Source organism: Bacteroides faecium, assembly GCF_012113595.1.
Taxonomy (GTDB): Bacteria; Bacteroidota; Bacteroidia; order Bacteroidales; family Bacteroidaceae; genus Bacteroides; species Bacteroides faecium.
This window is the reverse complement of sequence record NZ_CP050831.1, coordinates 6,602,923-6,620,387: the sequence shown is the minus strand read 5'-3', so window position 1 is coordinate 6,620,387 and position 17,465 is coordinate 6,602,923. Positions and strand designations below refer to the sequence as shown.

17 protein-coding genes are annotated in these 17,465 nt (G+C 47.3%); 11 read left to right on the top strand and 6 right to left on the bottom strand.

All coding sequences use genetic code 11. The features are described 5' to 3' along the window. Nucleotides 1-112: 112 nt before the first annotated feature. Nucleotides 113-1,177 carry a metallophosphoesterase gene (locus tag BacF7301_RS25145; protein ID WP_167966933.1) on the top strand — a complete coding sequence of 355 codons (1,065 nt, stop codon included), beginning with the start codon at nucleotides 113-115 and terminating at the stop codon, nucleotides 1,175-1,177. Between the two features lie 158 nt (nucleotides 1,178-1,335). Here BacF7301_RS25145 and nadD read toward each other — a convergent pair whose 3' ends face one another. The 3 genes from nadD to BacF7301_RS25130 all read right to left on the bottom strand — a co-directional run bounded on the left by nadD (nucleotide 1,336) and on the right by BacF7301_RS25130 (nucleotide 3,458). After that, on the bottom strand, nucleotides 1,336-1,926 hold the full coding sequence (gene nadD / locus BacF7301_RS25140; protein WP_167966932.1) for a nicotinate (nicotinamide) nucleotide adenylyltransferase: 591 nt from the start codon (nucleotides 1,924-1,926) through the stop codon (nucleotides 1,336-1,338). 12 nt (nucleotides 1,927-1,938) lie between these two features. Beyond that, nucleotides 1,939-2,505: a guanylate kinase gene (gene gmk, locus BacF7301_RS25135; protein ID WP_167966931.1), complete on the bottom strand. Its 567-nt coding sequence runs from the start codon at nucleotides 2,503-2,505 to the stop codon at nucleotides 1,939-1,941. Nucleotides 2,506-2,576: 71 nt separating this feature from the next. Beyond that, on the bottom strand, nucleotides 2,577-3,458 hold the full coding sequence (locus tag BacF7301_RS25130) for a YicC/YloC family endoribonuclease (protein WP_167966930.1): 882 nt from the start codon (nucleotides 3,456-3,458) through the stop codon (nucleotides 2,577-2,579). Nucleotides 3,459-3,547: 89 nt separating this feature from the next. Between BacF7301_RS25130 and tsaB the strand changes: the two genes are divergently transcribed. From tsaB to rseP, 7 genes are all read left to right on the top strand, one after another. After that, complete coding sequence (gene tsaB / locus BacF7301_RS25125; RefSeq protein ID WP_167966929.1) at nucleotides 3,548-4,237, top strand: tRNA (adenosine(37)-N6)-threonylcarbamoyltransferase complex dimerization subunit type 1 TsaB; 690 nt, start codon at nucleotides 3,548-3,550, stop codon at nucleotides 4,235-4,237. A gap of 54 nt (nucleotides 4,238-4,291) precedes the next feature. Continuing rightward, nucleotides 4,292-4,903, top strand: coding sequence for a DUF4290 domain-containing protein (locus tag BacF7301_RS25120; protein ID WP_044654931.1), 612 nt, complete (start codon nucleotides 4,292-4,294; stop codon nucleotides 4,901-4,903). A 93-nt stretch (nucleotides 4,904-4,996) separates the two neighbouring features. Next, nucleotides 4,997-6,301: a UDP-N-acetylglucosamine 1-carboxyvinyltransferase gene (gene murA, locus BacF7301_RS25115; RefSeq protein ID WP_167966928.1), complete on the top strand. Its 1,305-nt coding sequence runs from the start codon at nucleotides 4,997-4,999 to the stop codon at nucleotides 6,299-6,301. Then, entirely contained in the window at nucleotides 6,298-6,846 is a 549-nt protein-coding gene (rimM, locus tag BacF7301_RS25110) for a ribosome maturation factor RimM (protein ID WP_167966927.1), read from the top strand. The genes murA and rimM overlap by 4 nt, the downstream gene beginning before the upstream one ends. Before the next feature lie 63 nt (nucleotides 6,847-6,909). Beyond that, nucleotides 6,910-7,770, top strand: a complete 861-nt coding sequence (locus BacF7301_RS25105) for a M23 family metallopeptidase (RefSeq protein WP_167966926.1) — start codon at nucleotides 6,910-6,912, stop codon at nucleotides 7,768-7,770. Nucleotides 7,771-7,825: 55 nt separating this feature from the next. Next, nucleotides 7,826-9,010: a 1-deoxy-D-xylulose-5-phosphate reductoisomerase gene (locus BacF7301_RS25100; RefSeq protein ID WP_167966925.1), complete on the top strand. Its 1,185-nt coding sequence runs from the start codon at nucleotides 7,826-7,828 to the stop codon at nucleotides 9,008-9,010. A gap of 45 nt (nucleotides 9,011-9,055) precedes the next feature. Next, nucleotides 9,056-10,411 carry an RIP metalloprotease RseP gene (gene rseP, locus BacF7301_RS25095; protein WP_167966924.1) on the top strand — a complete coding sequence of 452 codons (1,356 nt, stop codon included), beginning with the start codon at nucleotides 9,056-9,058 and terminating at the stop codon, nucleotides 10,409-10,411. 148 nt (nucleotides 10,412-10,559) lie between these two features. Here the strand turns inward: rseP and BacF7301_RS25090 are convergent, their stop codons facing one another. After that, nucleotides 10,560-11,441 (bottom strand): hypothetical protein, encoded by an 882-nt coding sequence (locus tag BacF7301_RS25090; protein WP_167967306.1) that lies wholly within the window; start codon nucleotides 11,439-11,441, stop codon nucleotides 10,560-10,562. 187 nt (nucleotides 11,442-11,628) lie between these two features. Here BacF7301_RS25090 and BacF7301_RS25085 point away from each other — a divergent pair, with 187 nt between their 5' ends. The 3 genes from BacF7301_RS25085 (at nucleotide 11,629) to BacF7301_RS25075 (ending at nucleotide 14,981) form a co-directional block, all read left to right on the top strand. Next, nucleotides 11,629-12,966: a DUF5690 family protein gene (locus BacF7301_RS25085; RefSeq protein ID WP_167966923.1), complete on the top strand. Its 1,338-nt coding sequence runs from the start codon at nucleotides 11,629-11,631 to the stop codon at nucleotides 12,964-12,966. A 35-nt stretch (nucleotides 12,967-13,001) separates the two neighbouring features. Continuing rightward, nucleotides 13,002-13,787 (top strand): phosphonoacetaldehyde hydrolase, encoded by a 786-nt coding sequence (gene phnX, locus BacF7301_RS25080; protein ID WP_167966922.1) that lies wholly within the window; start codon nucleotides 13,002-13,004, stop codon nucleotides 13,785-13,787. 105 nt (nucleotides 13,788-13,892) lie between these two features. Further along, nucleotides 13,893-14,981 carry a 2-aminoethylphosphonate--pyruvate transaminase gene (locus BacF7301_RS25075; RefSeq protein ID WP_167966921.1) on the top strand — a complete coding sequence of 363 codons (1,089 nt, stop codon included), beginning with the start codon at nucleotides 13,893-13,895 and terminating at the stop codon, nucleotides 14,979-14,981. A 282-nt stretch (nucleotides 14,982-15,263) separates the two neighbouring features. Here BacF7301_RS25075 and BacF7301_RS25070 read toward each other — a convergent pair whose 3' ends face one another. Both BacF7301_RS25070 and nrdG read right to left on the bottom strand, forming a co-directional pair. Further along, complete coding sequence (locus BacF7301_RS25070) at nucleotides 15,264-16,667, bottom strand: MFS transporter (RefSeq protein ID WP_167966920.1); 1,404 nt, start codon at nucleotides 16,665-16,667, stop codon at nucleotides 15,264-15,266. Nucleotides 16,668-16,864: 197 nt separating this feature from the next. Next, nucleotides 16,865-17,353, bottom strand: a complete 489-nt coding sequence (gene nrdG, locus BacF7301_RS25065) for an anaerobic ribonucleoside-triphosphate reductase activating protein (protein ID WP_167966919.1) — start codon at nucleotides 17,351-17,353, stop codon at nucleotides 16,865-16,867. Nucleotides 17,354-17,465 lie beyond the last annotated feature (112 nt).

The window sequence follows — 17,465 nt, the reverse complement described above, 5'->3', positions numbered from 1 at the left end:
GATTGAGGAAATATGTAAAGAAGATTAAGAAAGTATGCAGAGAAAACTAAGAGCAATAGAAAAATAACTAAGAGAAAAATAGAGAGAATATTAAGAGATAAATAAATAGAAGATGAAGAAAACAATATACCCTTTTATCCTGTTGACGTTACTTTTGTTGGTTTCTTGCAAATCGAAAAAGAACCTGGTAGCAACCTTGCCGCGCCCTGTTTTGAATATCGACTCCGTCTCTACGGATATAACAGATACTACCGGTACCATTGCCGAAATGTTCACCCCCGACCATTCGCAACTCAAAGACTTGGACGTCTCAAAAAACAAGAAACGTAAACCTAAGAAACAAGAAACCCTTGCCGACGACAAACACTCTGACTGGGTGCTTCGTGGCACAAAGATAACCTCTTCGGCAGTCAAACTCTCTTCTGCCTATGCGGGCATAGACCGTGTCGTGAACTACGACTTTACCCACCGTGACGTTCCCGAAGCATTCGAGGGTTTCCGCATCGCTTTCATTTCCGATTTGCACTATAAGAGCTTATTCAAAGAACAAGGCTTGAACAGCCTTGTCAATCTCTTGATTGCTCAAAAGGCGGACGTTCTCTTGATGGGCGGTGATTACCAGGAAGGCTGCGAATACGTAGAACCTCTATTTGCCGCACTTTCGCGCGTAAAGACACCGATGGGAACTTATGGAGTGATGGGGAATAACGACTATGAACGCTGCCACGACGATATTGTACGCACGATGGAACATTACGGAATGCGTGTGCTGGAACATAAAGTGGATACACTTCGCAAAGACGGCCAGCAGATTCTTATCGCCGGAGTGCGCAACCCTTTCGACCTTGCCCGCAATGGCGTGTCACCGTCTTTGGCACTTTCTCCCAAAGACTTCGTAATCCTGCTCGTGCACACACCGGATTATATAGAAGACGTTTCGATAGCCAACACCGACCTCGCCTTGGCGGGACATACACATGGCGGACAAGTCCGTATATTTGGAGTTGCTCCGATACTGCCCTCACATTACGGCAATCGTTTCGTGACCGGACTGGCTTATAACTCGGCAAAGATTCCCTTAATTGTCACCAATGGTATCGGCACCTCACAAATGCCAATCCGTATCGGTGCTCCGGCAGAAATAATAATGATAACGCTCCACCGGCTGACGGAGTAAGTACACTTTCTTGCATCACTTTCTGTAGAATCTCACACTTTTCTGCACGACTTTTTGCATGTTTACTACACTTTTCTGCACCACTTTGTGTGAGTTTTCCTTATATTCATTCAGGATTGGATGACAAATTCCCCGTTATATTCCGTCGGGTATGTGCTTTAAGTATTTCGCAAGGCTTTTATAGCTTCCCAAACCTTCGGATGCAGAAAATATCGGATATCCTTTCCTGCGTCCAAGGCCTTACGGATAAACGTAGAACTGATTTCGAACACAGGGGAGTGAACGAGACGTACCGTTTCCGGCAATTCCTCTTCATTCACGGGAAAGCCCGGGCGGGGGTAAATGATGATTTGGTTCTCCTTGATGATACGTTCCGACTGATACCAACGGTCGAAGCGTGTCCAATTATCCGAACCGATAATAAAATGAAACTCACGTTCGGGATAGGCTTCGCGCAACTTCTCCAATGTGTGTACGCTGTAAGAAGGGCGTGGCAGATGACATTCAAAATCCGAGACTTGAAAGCGAGGATAATCACTGATAGATAACCCGACTAATTGAAGACGAAGCTCGTCACTCCATAACTCAGCCTGCGTTTTTAAAGGATTTTGCGGGCTGACCATAAACCAAATTTCGTCCAATCCCTCGTACTCACAAAGATAATTGGCTAAAGCGAGATGCCCGATATGAATCGGATTGAATGACCCGCTAAAGATTCCGGTTTTTGGCTTGCTGACTTTTTCCGCCATCCCTCTACTTCGTTATTTTTCCAAGAACTCCCTGATAACTTTCAAAGCTTCCACCTTAGCTATTTCCAGATTATCATTCACGATGACACAATCAAACTGCGGAGCAAAACCTAATTCATACTCCGCCTTCGCAATGCGGCTTTCAATCACCTCAGGCGCATCCGTTCCGCGACCTTCCAACCGGCAGCGCAGTTCCTCTACCGAAGGCGGCTGTACGAACACCGACAAAGCCCGGTCGCCATAAAACTTCTTGATATTGCACCCGCCTACCACATCGACGTCGAATACCACATTCTGTCCGGCTTCCAGTTGCTTCTCCACTTGTGCTTTCAGCGTGCCGTAATAGCGGTCTTTGTATACTTCTTCGTATTCAAGAAATTCATTGTTCTCTATGCGGCAGCGAAACTCTTCGGGAGTAAGAAAGAAATATTCAATCCCGTGCTGCTCTGTTCCACGCGGCGGACGACTGGTGGCAGAGATAGAAAACGCAAGATTCAAGTTCTGCGTCAGCAGATAATTGATGATAGTAGATTTGCCTGACCCTGACGGAGCAGAGAAAATAATTAATTTGCCTGTCATTAGTGAAATGATTTGAATTACACTCAAGATTTAAATAATGTTCAAGACTTAAATAACGTTCAAGACTTGAATTACATAACGTTCAACACCTGCTCCTTAATCTGTTCCAACTCATCCTTCATCTGAACGACGATTTTCTGCATCTCTGCGTGATTGGACTTGCTGCCCAGCGTATTGATTTCACGCCCCATCTCCTGAGCGATAAATCCGAGTTTCTTGCCCTGTCCGTTACCACTTTCCATCGTACTGATAAAATATTTCAGATGATTGCCCAAGCGTTGCTTCTCTTCGTTCACGTCTAGCTTCTCGATATAATAAATCAACTCCTGTTCCAGGCGGTTCTTGTCGTAATCCACGCTCAAAGTCTTTTCAAGAGCATCCGTGATACGTTCTTTCACCTTCTCCACACGTTCCTTCTCGTACGGAGTGATTTTTTCGAGCAAGCTGTTGATATTCGCAATCTTCTCACGGAATTTCTTTTCCAGTGCGGCACCTTCCTGCTTGCGGAAATCCATCAGATGGCCGACCGCTTCGAGCACAGTGGCATGAACCGTATTCCATTCCTCTACCGAAAGTTCCTGAATTTCCGTTTTCGACATCACGTCCGGCATGCGGAGCAATACCTGAAGCCAGTCTCCCGGTTCCGGACGAGGAATACCCAGTTCGTTGCAGATTGAATCCAGTTGAAGATAGTAATTTTCAAGAATTGCTTTATTGACGGGGATAGCGTCCGCACCCTCTTTCTTCTCAATCCACAGGCTGAAGTCAACCTTTCCACGTTCCAGCACTTTCGAAATCTCGTTGCGGATTTCAATCTCTTTTTCACGGTAAGCCGGAGCAATACGGGTGGACAAGTCCATCGCTTTGCTGTTGAGCGACTTGATTTCTACATTTATTTTTTTATCGGGGAGTTCGGCCGTAGCTTTGCCGTATCCTGTCATAGACTGTATCATAAACTTAAAGTTTTGTGCAAAAGTACACGAATATTTTAAGAATTGGAAATAATCACGTAAATTTGCGACAATTTAATAAGTTGATTTTTATGTCGTGTATACTGAATATTGAAACCTCTACCTCTGTTTGCTCGGTAGCGGTCAGTCAAGACGGACAGACGATTTTTGTGAAAGAAGACTTGAAAGGCCCTTCACACGCCGTGTCTCTGGGAGTATTTGTAGATGAAGCGTTGTCGTTCATTGACAGTCATGCCATCCCGTTGGATGCGGTCGCGGTGAGTTGCGGCCCGGGTTCTTATACAGGGCTTCGGATAGGAGTTTCGATGGCGAAAGGAGTTTGTTACGGACGCAATGTCCCCTTGATAGGAGTACAGACGCTCGAAGTATTGAGTGTCCCCGTATTGTTGTATCACGACCTGCCCGAAGACGCGTTGCTCTGCCCGATGATAGATGCACGCCGCATGGAAGTCTATGCAGCCATCTACGACCGGGGCTTGAACGTGAAACGTGCCATCGCCGCCGACATCGTGGACGAAACGTCCTATCTGGAATATCTCGACCGCCATCCGGTCTACTTCTACGGCAACGGAGCTGCCAAATGCCGCGAAAAGCTAACGCATCCCAACGCGCATTTCATCGACGACATCCACCCGCTGGCAAAAATGATGTTCCCCCTGGCAGAGAAGGCAATAGCCAACGAAGACTATAAAGACGTAGCTTATTTCGAACCTTTCTACCTGAAAGAATTCGTAGCTTCCATGCCTAAAAAACTTTTATAAGACTTGCTTGTTATGAATTATCCATCATCTATTGTAGAATTATCCATTAAAGATATGCAATATAACACTCAACAGAAAAGAATGCCGCTTCCTGAATACGGACGCAGTATCCAGAACATGGTCGATTATGCATTGACTATCCAGGACCGTGCAGAACGTCAGCGTTGTGCCAACACTATCATCAACATCATGGGAAATATGTTCCCTCATCTGCGTGATGTGCCCGATTTCAAGCATAAACTGTGGGACCACCTCGCCATCATGTCCGGCTTCGAACTGGATATCGACTATCCTTATGAAATTATCCGTGAAGATAACCTGGTGACACGTCCCGACCACATTCCTTATTACACTTCCCGTATGCGTTACCGTCACTACGGACGCACATTGGAAATCCTGATAAAGAAAGCCATCGAATTTCCCGAAGGAAACGAAAAGAGAAACCTCGTAGCCCTCATCTGCAACCACATGAAGAAGGACTACATGGCATGGAACAAGGATACGGTAGACGACAAGAAGATTGCCGAAGACCTCTACGAGCTTTCCGACGGCAAACTTCAGATGACGGATGATATCGTCCGCCTGATGGCAGAACGTTTGAACCAGAACTATCGTCCGAAGACGAACTATACCAATAACCGTCAGAACACTAAGAGAAGATATTAGAAAAAAGTATTAGGGATTAAGTAAATACCTGATATTTAATGCCTTCTATTTTGATACATGACGCTAATACTTAATACTTAAAACTAAATATCAATGGCTTCATTTGTAATTGAAGGGGGACATCGGCTCTGCGGGGAAATTCATCCGCAAGGTGCCAAAAACGAAGTTTTGCAGATAATCTGTGCCACGTTGCTGACCGGTGAGGAAGTGACGGTGAACAATATACCTGACATTTTGGATGTCAACAACCTGATACAGCTCCTGCGCGAGATGGGTGTCACAGTTGCAAAAAAAAGCATTGACTCTTATAGCTTTAAGGCTGAAAACGTAGACCTCGCTTATCTCGAAAGCGACGAATTTCTGAAGAAATGCTCCAGTCTGCGTGGGTCTGTGATGCTAATCGGGCCGATGGTTGCACGCTTCGGCAAAGCATTGATATCCAAACCGGGGGGAGACAAAATCGGTCGCCGTCGTCTGGATACTCACTTTGTCGGCATTCAAGCTCTGGGCGCGGATTTCCGCTACGACGAGGAACGTGGAATCTACGAAATCACCGCCGACAAACTTCGCGGTAACTATATGTTGCTCGACGAAGCATCCGTCACCGGAACCGCCAATATCGTGATGGCCGCCGTGCTTGCCAAAGGTACTACCACCATCTATAACGCTGCCTGCGAACCGTACTTGCAACAGCTCTGCCGCCTGCTCAACCGCATGGGAGCCAAAATCAGCGGCATCGCATCCAACCTGCTCACCATCGAAGGCGTGGAAGCACTGCATGGCGCACAACACACCGTTCTGCCCGATATGATTGAAGTCGGCAGTTTCATCGGCATGGCCGCCATGACAAAAAGCGAAATAACCATAAAGAATGTCTCTTACGAAAACCTGGGCATCATCCCCGAGAACTTCCGCCGCCTGGGCATCAAGCTCGAACAAAGAGGGGACGACATTTACGTTCCCGCACAAGAGACATACGAGATAGAATCCTTTATCGACGGCTCCATCATGACCATAGCCGACGCCACCTGGCCGGGACTGACCCCCGACTTGCTGAGTGTGATGCTCGTAGTAGCCACCCAAGCCAAAGGAAGCGTACTCATCCATCAGAAAATGTTTGAAAGCCGTCTCTTCTTTGTGGACAAGCTCATAGACATGGGCGCGCAAATCATTCTCTGTGACCCCCACCGCGCCGTAGTCATCGGTCACAACCACGGCTTCAAGCTGCGCGGTGCCCGCCTGACGTCTCCGGACATACGTGCCGGTATCGCCCTTCTGATTGCCGCCATGAGCGCCGAAGGAACCAGCACCATTAGTAATATTGAACAAATAGACCGCGGCTATCAGGACATCGAAGGACGTCTGAACGCCATCGGAGCCCGAATCACCCGAATATGATAAAGAAAGAAGAAGTATATAAAATAGGATTATTCAACAAACCGCATGGCATCCACGGCGAGTTACAGTTCACCTTCACGGACGACATCTTCGACCGGGTGGACTGCGATTATCTGGTCTGCCTGCTCGACGGCATCTTCGTGCCCTTCTTCATCGAAGAATACCGCTTCCGTTCTGACTCCACCGCCCTGGTGAAACTGGAAGGAATAGATACCGCCGAACGCGCCCGCATGTTCACCAACATAGAAGTCTACTTCCCCGTGAAGCACGCTGAAGAAGCCGAAGACGGCGAATTGTCCTGGAACTTCTTTATCGGTTTCCGCATGGAAGACATCCACCACGGGCCTTTGGGCGAAGTGGTCGATGTAGATACAACCACCGTCAATACCCTCTTCATAGTCGAAAAAGACGATGAAGAATTATTAGTTCCCGCCCAGGAAGAATTTATCTTAGGCATAGACCAGGAACAAAAACTCATCACCGTAGAGCTTCCCGAAGGGTTGTTGAACCTGGATGAACTGGAGAATGGCGATGATGACGAATAAACGATGCGTAGTTCATCAACCCGAAATAGTAAGTAGTAAATCGTAAAATAGTAAATACCCGAGATGCCAAAGAAAAGACGAAGTAAAGCTTTCTGGAAAAATTTCAAGTTCAAGTATAAACTGACGATTGTCAATGAGAATACGCTTGAAGAGATTGTAGGGCTTCGTGTATCCAAACTCAATGGTCTTTCGGTATTACTCTGCGTGCTGGCAGTGCTTTTTCTGATTGCTGCCTGCATCATTACCTTTACTCCTTTGCGTAACTACCTTCCGGGCTACATGAATAGTGAAGTCCGTTCCCAAATCGTAGGCAACGCCCTGCGTGTGGACTCTCTGCAAGCGGTTCTCAACCGACAGAACCTCTACATCATGAATATCCAGGATATTTTCAGCGGTAAAGTCCCTATTGACAGCGTGCAGACGCTCGACTCATTGACCGCCGTTCGCGAAGACACATTGATGGAACGTACCAAGCGCGAAGAAGAATTCCGCCGGCAGTACGAGGAAAACGAGAAATACAATCTGACATCCATCACTTCCCAACCGGACGTAACGGGACTCATCCTTTACCGTCCCACCCGTGGAATGGTTTCCGGCCACTTCAACGCAGAAAAGAAACATTTCGGCACGGACATTGCCGCCAACCCCAACGAGAGTGTGCTGGCTACGATGGACGGAACCGTTATCCTCAGCACATACACCGCCGAAACAGGTTATCTGATTGGCGTACAGCATAATCAGGATTTAATCTCGATTTATAAACACTGCGGTTCCCTGCTCAAAAAAGAAGGAGAACGTGTGAAGGGTGGTGAAGCCATCGCCCTGGTAGGAAACAGCGGAACCCTTAGCACAGGCCCGCACCTGCATTTCGAACTTTGGTACAAAGGTCATCCGGTGAACCCGGAAAAATATATCGTTTTCTGATACCCGTCCGGACAATGAAAACAATTATCAAGAGTGAAAGAGCATTTAGATAAAAATGAATATAGAAAAGAATAAAAAGAAGAAACAAATAGCCATCCTGGGCTCCACAGGCTCTATCGGTACACAGGCTTTGCAGGTTATCGAGGAACATCCCGACCTGTACGAAGCCTATGCACTGACAGCCAACAACCGCGTGGAACTACTGATTGCTCAGGCGCGAAAGTTCCAACCGGAAGTAGTCGTGATAGCCAACGAGGAAAAATATTCCGAACTGAAAGAAGCATTGAGCGACCTGCCCATCAAGGTATATGCAGGAACCGACGCCATCTGTCAGATTGTGGAAGCCGGCCCCATCGACATGGTACTGACAGCCATGGTTGGTTACGCCGGACTGAAACCGACTATTAACGCCATCCGTGCCAAGAAAGCTATCGCGCTGGCAAACAAAGAAACGCTCGTCGTAGCCGGCGAACTGATTAATCAATTAGCGCAGCAATACCGCACACCGATTTTGCCCGTAGATTCCGAACACTCGGCAGTTTTCCAGTGTTTGGCAGGAGAAGTAGGCAACCCGATAGAGAAAGTAATACTCACCGCTTCAGGCGGCCCTTTCCGCACCTGTACCCTGGAACAACTGAAATCTGTAACCAAAGCGCAAGCCCTGAAGCATCCCAACTGGGAGATGGGAGCGAAGATAACCATCGACTCCGCATCCATGATGAATAAAGGCTTTGAGGTGATAGAAGCCAAATGGCTGTTTGGCGTCCAGCCCAGCCAGATTGAAGTAGTGGTACATCCACAATCCGTCATCCACTCGATGGTGCAGTTTGAGGATGGCGCGGTGAAAGCACAACTAGGCATGCCCGATATGCGCCTGCCCATCCAGTACGCTTTTTCTTATCCCGACCGTGTCAGCTCCACTTTCGACCGTCTCGACTTTGCCAAGTGCACCAACCTGACGTTCGAGCAACCGGATACAAAACGATTCCGCAACCTCGCCCTGGCCTATGAAGCCATGTATCGGGGTGGCAATATGCCTTGTATCGTCAATGCCGCCAACGAAGTGGTGGTAGCCTCTTTCCTCAAAGACGGTATCAGCTTCCTCGGCATGAGCCACGTGATAGAAAAGACAATGGAACAAGCTATGTTTATAGCCAACCCCACATACGACGACTATGTAGCCACCGACGCAGAAGCACGGAGAATCGCTTCCGAACTGGTGAGTCGGCAAAGTCTCTGAGCAATGATTAGTAATTTGTAAATAGTAAAATAGTAAATAATAGACATGGAAACATTTTTGATTCGTGCCCTGCAATTGATAATGAGCCTTTCGCTGCTCGTCATCATTCATGAAGGCGGGCATTTTCTCTTTGCCCGTTTGTTTAAGGTACGCGTAGAAAAATTCTGCTTATTCTTTGACCCTTGGTTCACCCTATTTAAGTTCAAACCGAAGAAAAGTGATACAGAATATGCCGTAGGCTGGCTGCCACTAGGCGGCTACGTAAAGATAGCCGGTATGATTGACGAGTCGATGGATACCGAACAGATGAAACAACCCGAACAACCGTGGGAGTTCCGCTCCAAACCGGCGTGGCAACGCCTGCTAATCATGGTAGGCGGCGTACTGTTCAACTTCCTGCTGGCGCTGTTCATCTACTCGATGATTCTTTTCGCCTGGGGCGACCAATATATAAAGGTACAGGAAGCCCCTCTCGGTATGGACTTCAACGAGACAGCCAAGGCAGTCGGCTTCCAGGACGGTGACATATTGCTCTCTGCCGACGGCGTTCCTTTCGAACGTTATGACGGCGATATGCTAAGCCAAATAGCCGATGCCCGCGAAGTAAGCGTTCTCCGCAACGGCGCGAAAGCATCCGTTTATATTCCCGAAGACCTGATGCAACGCCTTTTGGCAGACAGCGTCCGCTTCGCGTCCTACCGTTTCCCGTATGTTGTAGACAGCGTAATGGTAAACTCTCCTGCCGCACAAGCTGGCATCTTGCCGGGAGACAGCATCATCGCCCTGAACGGAACACCGATTTCTTTCTCCGACTTCAAGCAAACGATGGCGGAACGTAAGAAAAACGAAGCAACTATGCTCAAAGACAGCATCGACCCACGTCTCATCAGCCTGACCTATGTACGTGGCGGCGCAACGGACACCTTGACTATGCGTGTCGACTCTGCCTACATGATGGGAGTTACCGCCTGCCTGGTGACAGACCGCTTGCTGCCAATGGTGAAGAAACAATATGCTTTCCTCGAATCCTTCCCCGCAGGCGTTTCCCTCGGCGTGAAGACTTTGAAAGGCTACGTCGGCAACATGAAATATCTCTTCTCCAAAGAAGGAGCCAAACAACTGGGCGGCTTCGGAACTATCGGAAGCATCTTCCCCGCAACATGGGACTGGCATCAGTTCTGGTACATGACAGCCTTCCTTTCTATTATCCTGGCTTTCATGAACATTCTGCCTATCCCTGCCTTGGACGGCGGTCACGTGCTCTTCCTCTTCTACGAGATGATAGCCCGTCGCAAACCGAGCGACAAATTCATGGAATATGCCCAGATGACCGGTATGGTTTTACTTTTCGGTCTATTGATTTGGGCAAACTTCAATGATATATTGAGGTTCTTCTTCTAACTTCCGGCACTGTGTGCTAGTTGTTGGAATAGAAACGGCGTATTAACACAATGTTAGTACGCCGTTTTTGTATCCAAGAAATGCCCCGGTCTGCCTGTGAGAAAGGGCGTTTCCTCGGTTTGTCCGTATATCCGGTCAGAAATGATAGTTAAATCATTAACAGTTTCTTCTCCCGTTCCAAATCCGTCTCGTCCAGCTTTGGCGAAGGCACAGTGCAAGTCTTGATATAGTCCCCTTCCTGGCAAGTATAATTGTAATATGCTTCCAGTTCCGGTGTCAACTCCGCCTTCGGAACCAGTCTCCCTTCCATCTTCAGAAACTCATTCATATCTATGCTGTCCGACTGCTTCACCATCACAATACGCCGTGCAATCGGGTTGTGATTATAGTCCAGACACAGATAAAGCCCTTTCAGCATATTGGGAAATTCATAATGCGGCAGTTGCAGGTAAATAGTCACCAGGGCGAACTGCGGCAAATCCCGCTCGTTAAACATCAGATACGAATTCTGATGGTTGCTGATAATCCCGCTTCCCCAGTGCATAGACTTGTACGCATTAATCACGCCCACCTTCACATATTCACTGTTTTCCGAAGCGCAAATCATATAAGGCTCGATTTTCAGACTGTCCGTAGAAGAAGACAGGCTGTAACTAAGATAAATCCCGCTGTAATTAAAAACGTCCCGCACGGATTCCTTCATCTCCTTTCCCAACAGTTTGATGAATGAGTTCCCGCTCTCCGCTTCACTCTGCTGCTCCGGTTCCATCTCCTGAAGCAGCAGTTTTATCGAAGCTATATTATTTAACAGGCGCTTCTTCGAGACATTGTTCACCAAAGCCAGCGAGTCGTCCAACGCTTCGTCCGGCGTGCGCGTCCTCAGTAAGTCGATATAGGCAGGAAGCACGCTGGAGTACAGGGCAGACAAAACACTCGGCGCCATATCAATCCGGTCGGCGATTTCTTTCATCTTCACGCCGTTGTTTCTCAGATACTCAATTCTTTTATAAATCTCTGTCAGTTCGTCCATGATTTTGAGTTGGCTAATTTGATTCCGTTGCAAAGGAATGACTAAAGTATTATGATTCTGTTGCATGAATATTACATTAATATTTCAGTACATTCAAAAGCCGATATACACGATATGATTCATCAAAATTCATTTTTTCACTCGTCCCGACGCCCTAATTTTGCACCGGAAACAAAAAAATAGAATTATGAATTTCAAAGAAAAACTGTCGCCTTCGGCTCAAAAGAAACTTTCCGATTTACTGTTTATTCTCTATGCGGGCGGAACGGCACTGCTGTCTTACTCATTGGTCTACGCGCTTCGCAAACCTTTCACGGCTGCTACTTTCGACGGCATGGAACTGTTCGGTATGGACTATAAGATAGCGACCAGCATCATCCAAATCTTCGGATATATGGTGTCCAAGTTTATTGGAATCAAACTTATTTCTGAACTGAAGAGAGAAGGCCGCCTGAAATTCATTCTTGTTTCTATTGTGGTTGCCGAACTCTCTTTGGTTCTCTTCGGATGCCTGCCCCGTCCGTTCAATGTGATGGCGTTGTTCTTCAACGGGCTTTCGCTGGGCTGTATGTGGGGTGTCATTTTCAGCTTCCTCGAAGGACGGCGGGTGACGGACTTGCTCGCTTCTCTCTTCGGGCTCAGTATTGCGGTCAGTAGCGGCACTGCCAAGTCTATCGGGCTTTTCGTAGTCGATACCTTACACGTCAGTGAATTTTGGATGCCTGCACTGATTGGGGCAGTCGCACTTCCCCTGCTCGCAGGACTCGGCTATGTCCTCGACCATCTTCCCAAGCCGACCGCCGAAGACAAGGCATTGCGTGTGGAACGTGTCACCCTCGACAAGCAGCAACGCTGGGAACTTTTCCGCAACTTCGCCCCCATATTAACACTGCTTTTCTTCGCCAACCTCTTCCTCACTGTCCTGCAAGACGTAAAAGAAGATTTCCTGGTGAAAATCATAGACGTGAATGCCGCAGGGCTTTCTTCATGGGTGTTTGCCAAAGTAGACGGTGTGGTCACTCTGATTATATTAGCGGTATTCGCCACATTGGCGCTAGTGAAAAGCCATATAAAAGTGTTGTCCGTCCTGCTGACCCTTGTCATCGCCGGAGCAATCACTCTCAGCTTTGTGGCTTTCAATTATCATAGCCTTCAATTATCCCCATTATTGTGGTTGTTTATCCAAAGCCTGTGTCTGTATTTTTCGTACCTCAGTTTTCAGACAATTTTCTTCGACCGCTTTATCGCCTGTTTCCGTATCAAGGGAAATGTCGGTTTTTTTATAGCAATGGTGGACTCTATCGGCTATACGGGCACTGTTCTCGTGTTAGTCTTCAAAGAGTGTTTCAACCCCGATTTGGACTGGCTGGAATTTTATAATACGATGGCGGGAACAGTGGGTATTGTCTGTTGCACGGCATTCACTATCTCTATGTTCTACCTGATGCAACGGTACAAAAAAGGAAAACAGAAAGAGATGCGTGCCGGCGAATCCTGTCCGCTTCCTTCTCTCGCTTCCTACTGACATAACAATGAACTAATAATTATATAGAAACAAGAATGAAAAAGATTGAATGTATTATCATGGACTGGGCTGGTACAGCCGTAGATTACGGATGCTTTGCTCCCGTAGCCGCTTTTATCGAAGCCTTTGCAGAAAAAGGACTGGCGATTGATGTCGTGCAGACCCGTCGACCGATGGGTTTGCCTAAAATCCAGCATATCCGCGAACTGCTCTCCATGCCCGAAGTGAACGCTCAGTTCACCGCCCGCTATCAGCGTGCATGGACGGAAGAAGATGTCGTAGAGTTGAACCGCCTGTTCGAAAAGCATCTCTTTGCTTCTCTCGAAAATTATACAGACCCAATCCCCGGCGTAATCCCCACCTTGGAGAAACTGCGTGCCGAAGGTCTTAAAATCGGCTCTACTACGGGTTATACCCGCGAAATGATGGAAGTTGTTCTTCCCGCCGCACAGGCAAAAGGCTACCGTGTGGACTACTGTGCCACTCCGAACCTGCTCCCTGCCGGACGTCCTGCTCCTTACATGATTTTCGAGAACTTGATAAAACTGTCTGTCCCCAGTCTTGACGCGGTAGTGAAAATAGGCGATACGATAGCAGATATCAAAGAAGGAGTGAACGCGAAAGTTTGCAGTGTAGGCGTTGTCCTCGGCAGTAACGAAATGGCGCTTACCGAAGAAGAATCCAAAGCCATGTCCGCCGCCGAACTGGAAGCCCGCATCGCAGAGGTCAGCGAACGTATGCTTGCCGCAGGCGCTTCTTACGTGATACGCAGCATTGAAGAGCTTCCCGCATTGATTGAAACGCTTAATGCTGGGAAATGACATTCCTTTATATAATCGCCTATATAAGTGCTTATATAGCTTTTATATAACCTCTTTATATATAACTTCTGAAAATTAATATCCATTTTAAAAGAATACATGATTATGAAACCATATTTATTATTAACTCCCGGCCCCCTCACCACCTCAGAAACCGTAAAAGAAGCCATGATGACCGACTGGTGCACATGGGACGAAGACTATAACCTCGGCATCGTTCAGGAACTTCGCAAAGACCTGGTAGGCATCGCCACTAAAAACACAGAAGAATACACCTCTGTCCTTCTGCAAGGAAGCGGCACATACTGCGTAGAAGCCGTTCTGGGCGCAACCATCACCCCGAAAGACAAACTTTTGATTTGTAGCAACGGAGCCTACGGCGACCGCATGGGCAATATCGCCGAATATTATCACCTCGACTATGATATGCTCGCCTTTGAAGAAACAGAGCAAGTATCCGTAGAATACGTTGACGACTACTTGAGCAACAATTCCGATGTCACCCACGTTGCCTTTGTGCATTGTGAAACCACTACCGGGATTCTGAACCCCATCAAAGAACTCGCTCACATCGTCAAAATGCATGGCAAAAAACTGATAGTTGACTGTATGAGCAGCTTCGGCGGCATCCCCCTGGACGTGAACGAACTTGGCATCGACTTTTTGATTAGTAGCTCTAACAAATGTATCCAAGGCGTGCCGGGCTTCGGATTTATCATCGCTCGCCGTTCGGAACTGATGCGTTGCAAAGGCGTTGCCCGTTCTCTTTCCCTGGACATCTACGACCAATGGGAAACGATGGAAAAAGGGCATGGCAAATGGCGTTTCACTTCGCCTACTCACGTTGTCCGTGCTTTCAAACAGGCATTGACGGAACTGCTCGAAGAGGGTGGAGTAGAAGCGCGTAGCCGCCGTTATTGCGAAAATCACCGCGTACTGGTAGAAGGTATGCGTTCCCTCGGATTCGAGACGTTGCTCGAAGATGGCATCCAATCGCCCATCATAACTTCTTTCCTCTATCCGCATAAAGAATTTGACTTCAGGGCTTTCTATTATGCATTGAAGAGCAAAGGATTCGTTATCTATCCGGGAAAGATTTCGAAGGCAGATACCTTCCGCATTGGAAATATCGGCGATGTGCATCCCGAAGATTTCCGTCGCCTGGTAGAGGTAATCCGTGAAACGGAATATTAAAAAGCTGAGATGGAATAGAAAGCTGACTGAATGAAACAGAATCAAATGAAACAAATCAAATGAAGTTGATTGAAAGGAATTGATAGAATAAAGTCAGTTGAATGAAGTCAGTTGAATGAAACAGATGGAATAAAGCAGATGGAATGAAGTAAATTGAATGAAGTAAATTGAATAAAATAGACGGAATAAAGTAATTCCCCTGTCAAATAATAATGTGTAGTATGTTTTTAAGCCCTGAAAGATAAGGAATACGAGTTACTCCAGTCTTTCGGGGCTTCCTCTTTATTTACTTTTGAGCGTAGAAGGCTGTGACAACCTCAAGCTGCTGACAATAGCCGCCACAACTGCAAACCCGCTTCCCACCATCAGACAGACAGCCGTACTCCGGTCGTGCGTGACAAAACTGAAAAGCAAAGCCACCAACGTCGTTCCCGTAGTCTGCCCCAAGAGACGTGCCATCCCTAACATTCCGCTTGCTCCGCCCGAACGTTGTGTCGGGGCTGACGAGATAATTGTACTGTTATTCGGTGTTTGAAACAACCCGAATCCCGCCCCGCATAACATCAACCTCAGAATAATACTAATATCGGACGACTCGGCAGTCAAGCTCGAAAGCGAGAAAAGCCCGACGGCAAACAGCACCATTCCGATACTGCCTAATATCCCCGGATGGATACGCTCGACGAGATACCCCGCCAGCGGTGCCGTGACAAGCGTAGCCAACGGCCACGGAGTAAGCAGTAACCCGGTCATCACCTCACTGTGCCCCAACGTATTCTGAAGGAAAAACGGCAGAGACACCATCGCCGACATTTGCGCAATAAACGAACAAATAGAAGTCAGAATAGACAACCGGAAAATCGGTATCCGCAGCAAGTCGAGCGGCAGGAGCGGAGTTGTCTGAGTCAATTGCCGGCGTACATAGTACGTCCCGACTACCGCCAACACCACCAACTGAACGACAAGAAAATCCATCTTCTCATGATGCGCGAATCCGTCCAATGTATAAATCAGTAACCCGAAAGTTATCGCATTCGCTATGGCACTAATATAGTCGAATTTCCGTTTCGACAATTCTTCCTGCTTTGGTAAATGCTTGATACCCAAAACTAATGCCGTGATTCCTAACGGAACGTTAATGGCAAACAACCAATGCCAACTGGCAATGGAAAGAATACCACTAGCCACGGAAGGCCCGGCTGCCGCCGATATGGCCACCACCATCGCATTAATCCCCATCCCCCGTCCAATCTGGCTTTTCGGATAGATATACCTCAACTGCGCCGTATTCACACTCGTAATGGCAGAAGCGCTGAACCCTTGGAAAATACGTGCCACCGTCAGCGTCCAAAACGAATCGGACAGCGCGCAAATCAGCGAAGTGATACAAAACAACCCGATGCCCGAAAGAAAGACTTTCCGATAACCTATTATTTCGCCCAAAGCGGAAAAGGACAACAGAGAAATGACAATTGCCAACTGATACCCATTGATAATCCACGTAGTCACGGCAGGCGTCGTTCCGAAGTCGTGCGAAAGCGTAGGCAATACGATATTAACTATATTGATGTCCAGCACCGACATGCAAAGAGCGAATCCGACGGATACCACCGCCCAAATTCGTTTGGGCATCGGCAATCCGTCGGATTCGTCAGATATATGAGCAGTATTTATTGTTTGTACCATAAAAACTTATTCTTGTAGAATTTTCCTTCTTGTGAATTTTTTCTTTTTATAGAATTTATATTTTCTTGCAGAACTATCTTCTTTCTGTAAAAGTAAACAAAACAATCGTACAGGTGTTTTTGTTTCCTTTGAAAAATAAGTTTTTTTAGTGCTGGGGGATATCCTTACCTCAGCTCAGATTTACCTCAACTTCGGAATTACTTTAATTTCAGAATCCGCTGATTGCTGCTGCCACGAAATTCCAGATAAGGAGAAAAGAGCGACTGCTCGAAACGTCCGTCCACCAACACATCAATGTAAGGAAGAACAGCCTTCAACCGCGGTTCCGCCTGAATCTCCTCATACGTATAACCGGTGTAGCACCACACGTTCATCCCCGTCTCTTCTTTCACCCGCTTGGCGAGCAACAGAAACGCTTCCGGATGAAAAAAAGGGTCCCCACCGGAGAAAGTCACCCCATCCAGCAACGGATTCGCCTGAATCTCCCTAATGATAGATGAAACCTTCTCTTCCGTCAACGGTTCCCCCGCCTTCGGATTCCAACTTTCCGGGTTGTGGCAACCGTGGCAGTGATGAGAGCATCCGGCAAGGTAAATAGAATACCGAATACCTGCACCGTCCACTATCGTTTCGGGATAAGTCCCTAATAAGTTGAGAGTTGAGAGTTGAGAGTTGAGAGTTGTCATTGCAAATTAGAATAAGAAACTATAAATTAAAAAAGAGAAGGAAGAGTTGAAGCTCGAAATAGGGTACCATCATCTCTGATTCTACCTTAACTCTCAACTCTCCCTTCTCCAC

What these genes read in the sequence shown, in the direction of transcription:
- BacF7301_RS25145 (WP_167966933.1), top strand. Translation starts at nt 113, where the DNA reads ATGAAGAAAACAATATACCCTTTTATCCTGTTGACGTTACTTTTGTTG.
- nadD (WP_167966932.1), bottom strand. Translation starts at nt 1,926, where the DNA reads ATGGCGGAAAAAGTCAGCAAGCCAAAAACCGGAATCTTTAGCGGGTCA.
- gmk (WP_167966931.1), bottom strand. Translation starts at nt 2,505, where the DNA reads ATGACAGGCAAATTAATTATTTTCTCTGCTCCGTCAGGGTCAGGCAAA.
- BacF7301_RS25130 (WP_167966930.1), bottom strand. Translation starts at nt 3,458, where the DNA reads ATGATACAGTCTATGACAGGATACGGCAAAGCTACGGCCGAACTCCCC.
- tsaB (WP_167966929.1), top strand. Translation starts at nt 3,548, where the DNA reads ATGTCGTGTATACTGAATATTGAAACCTCTACCTCTGTTTGCTCGGTA.
- BacF7301_RS25120 (WP_044654931.1), top strand. Translation starts at nt 4,292, where the DNA reads ATGCAATATAACACTCAACAGAAAAGAATGCCGCTTCCTGAATACGGA.
- murA (WP_167966928.1), top strand. Translation starts at nt 4,997, where the DNA reads ATGGCTTCATTTGTAATTGAAGGGGGACATCGGCTCTGCGGGGAAATT.
- rimM (WP_167966927.1), top strand. Translation starts at nt 6,298, where the DNA reads ATGATAAAGAAAGAAGAAGTATATAAAATAGGATTATTCAACAAACCG.
- BacF7301_RS25105 (WP_167966926.1), top strand. Translation starts at nt 6,910, where the DNA reads ATGCCAAAGAAAAGACGAAGTAAAGCTTTCTGGAAAAATTTCAAGTTC.
- BacF7301_RS25100 (WP_167966925.1), top strand. Translation starts at nt 7,826, where the DNA reads ATGAATATAGAAAAGAATAAAAAGAAGAAACAAATAGCCATCCTGGGC.
- rseP (WP_167966924.1), top strand. Translation starts at nt 9,056, where the DNA reads ATGGAAACATTTTTGATTCGTGCCCTGCAATTGATAATGAGCCTTTCG.
- BacF7301_RS25090 (WP_167967306.1), bottom strand. Translation starts at nt 11,441, where the DNA reads ATGGACGAACTGACAGAGATTTATAAAAGAATTGAGTATCTGAGAAAC.
- BacF7301_RS25085 (WP_167966923.1), top strand. Translation starts at nt 11,629, where the DNA reads ATGAATTTCAAAGAAAAACTGTCGCCTTCGGCTCAAAAGAAACTTTCC.
- phnX (WP_167966922.1), top strand. Translation starts at nt 13,002, where the DNA reads ATGAAAAAGATTGAATGTATTATCATGGACTGGGCTGGTACAGCCGTA.
- BacF7301_RS25075 (WP_167966921.1), top strand. Translation starts at nt 13,893, where the DNA reads ATGAAACCATATTTATTATTAACTCCCGGCCCCCTCACCACCTCAGAA.
- BacF7301_RS25070 (WP_167966920.1), bottom strand. Translation starts at nt 16,667, where the DNA reads ATGGTACAAACAATAAATACTGCTCATATATCTGACGAATCCGACGGA.
- nrdG (WP_167966919.1), bottom strand. Translation starts at nt 17,353, where the DNA reads ATGACAACTCTCAACTCTCAACTCTCAACTCTCAACTTATTAGGGACT.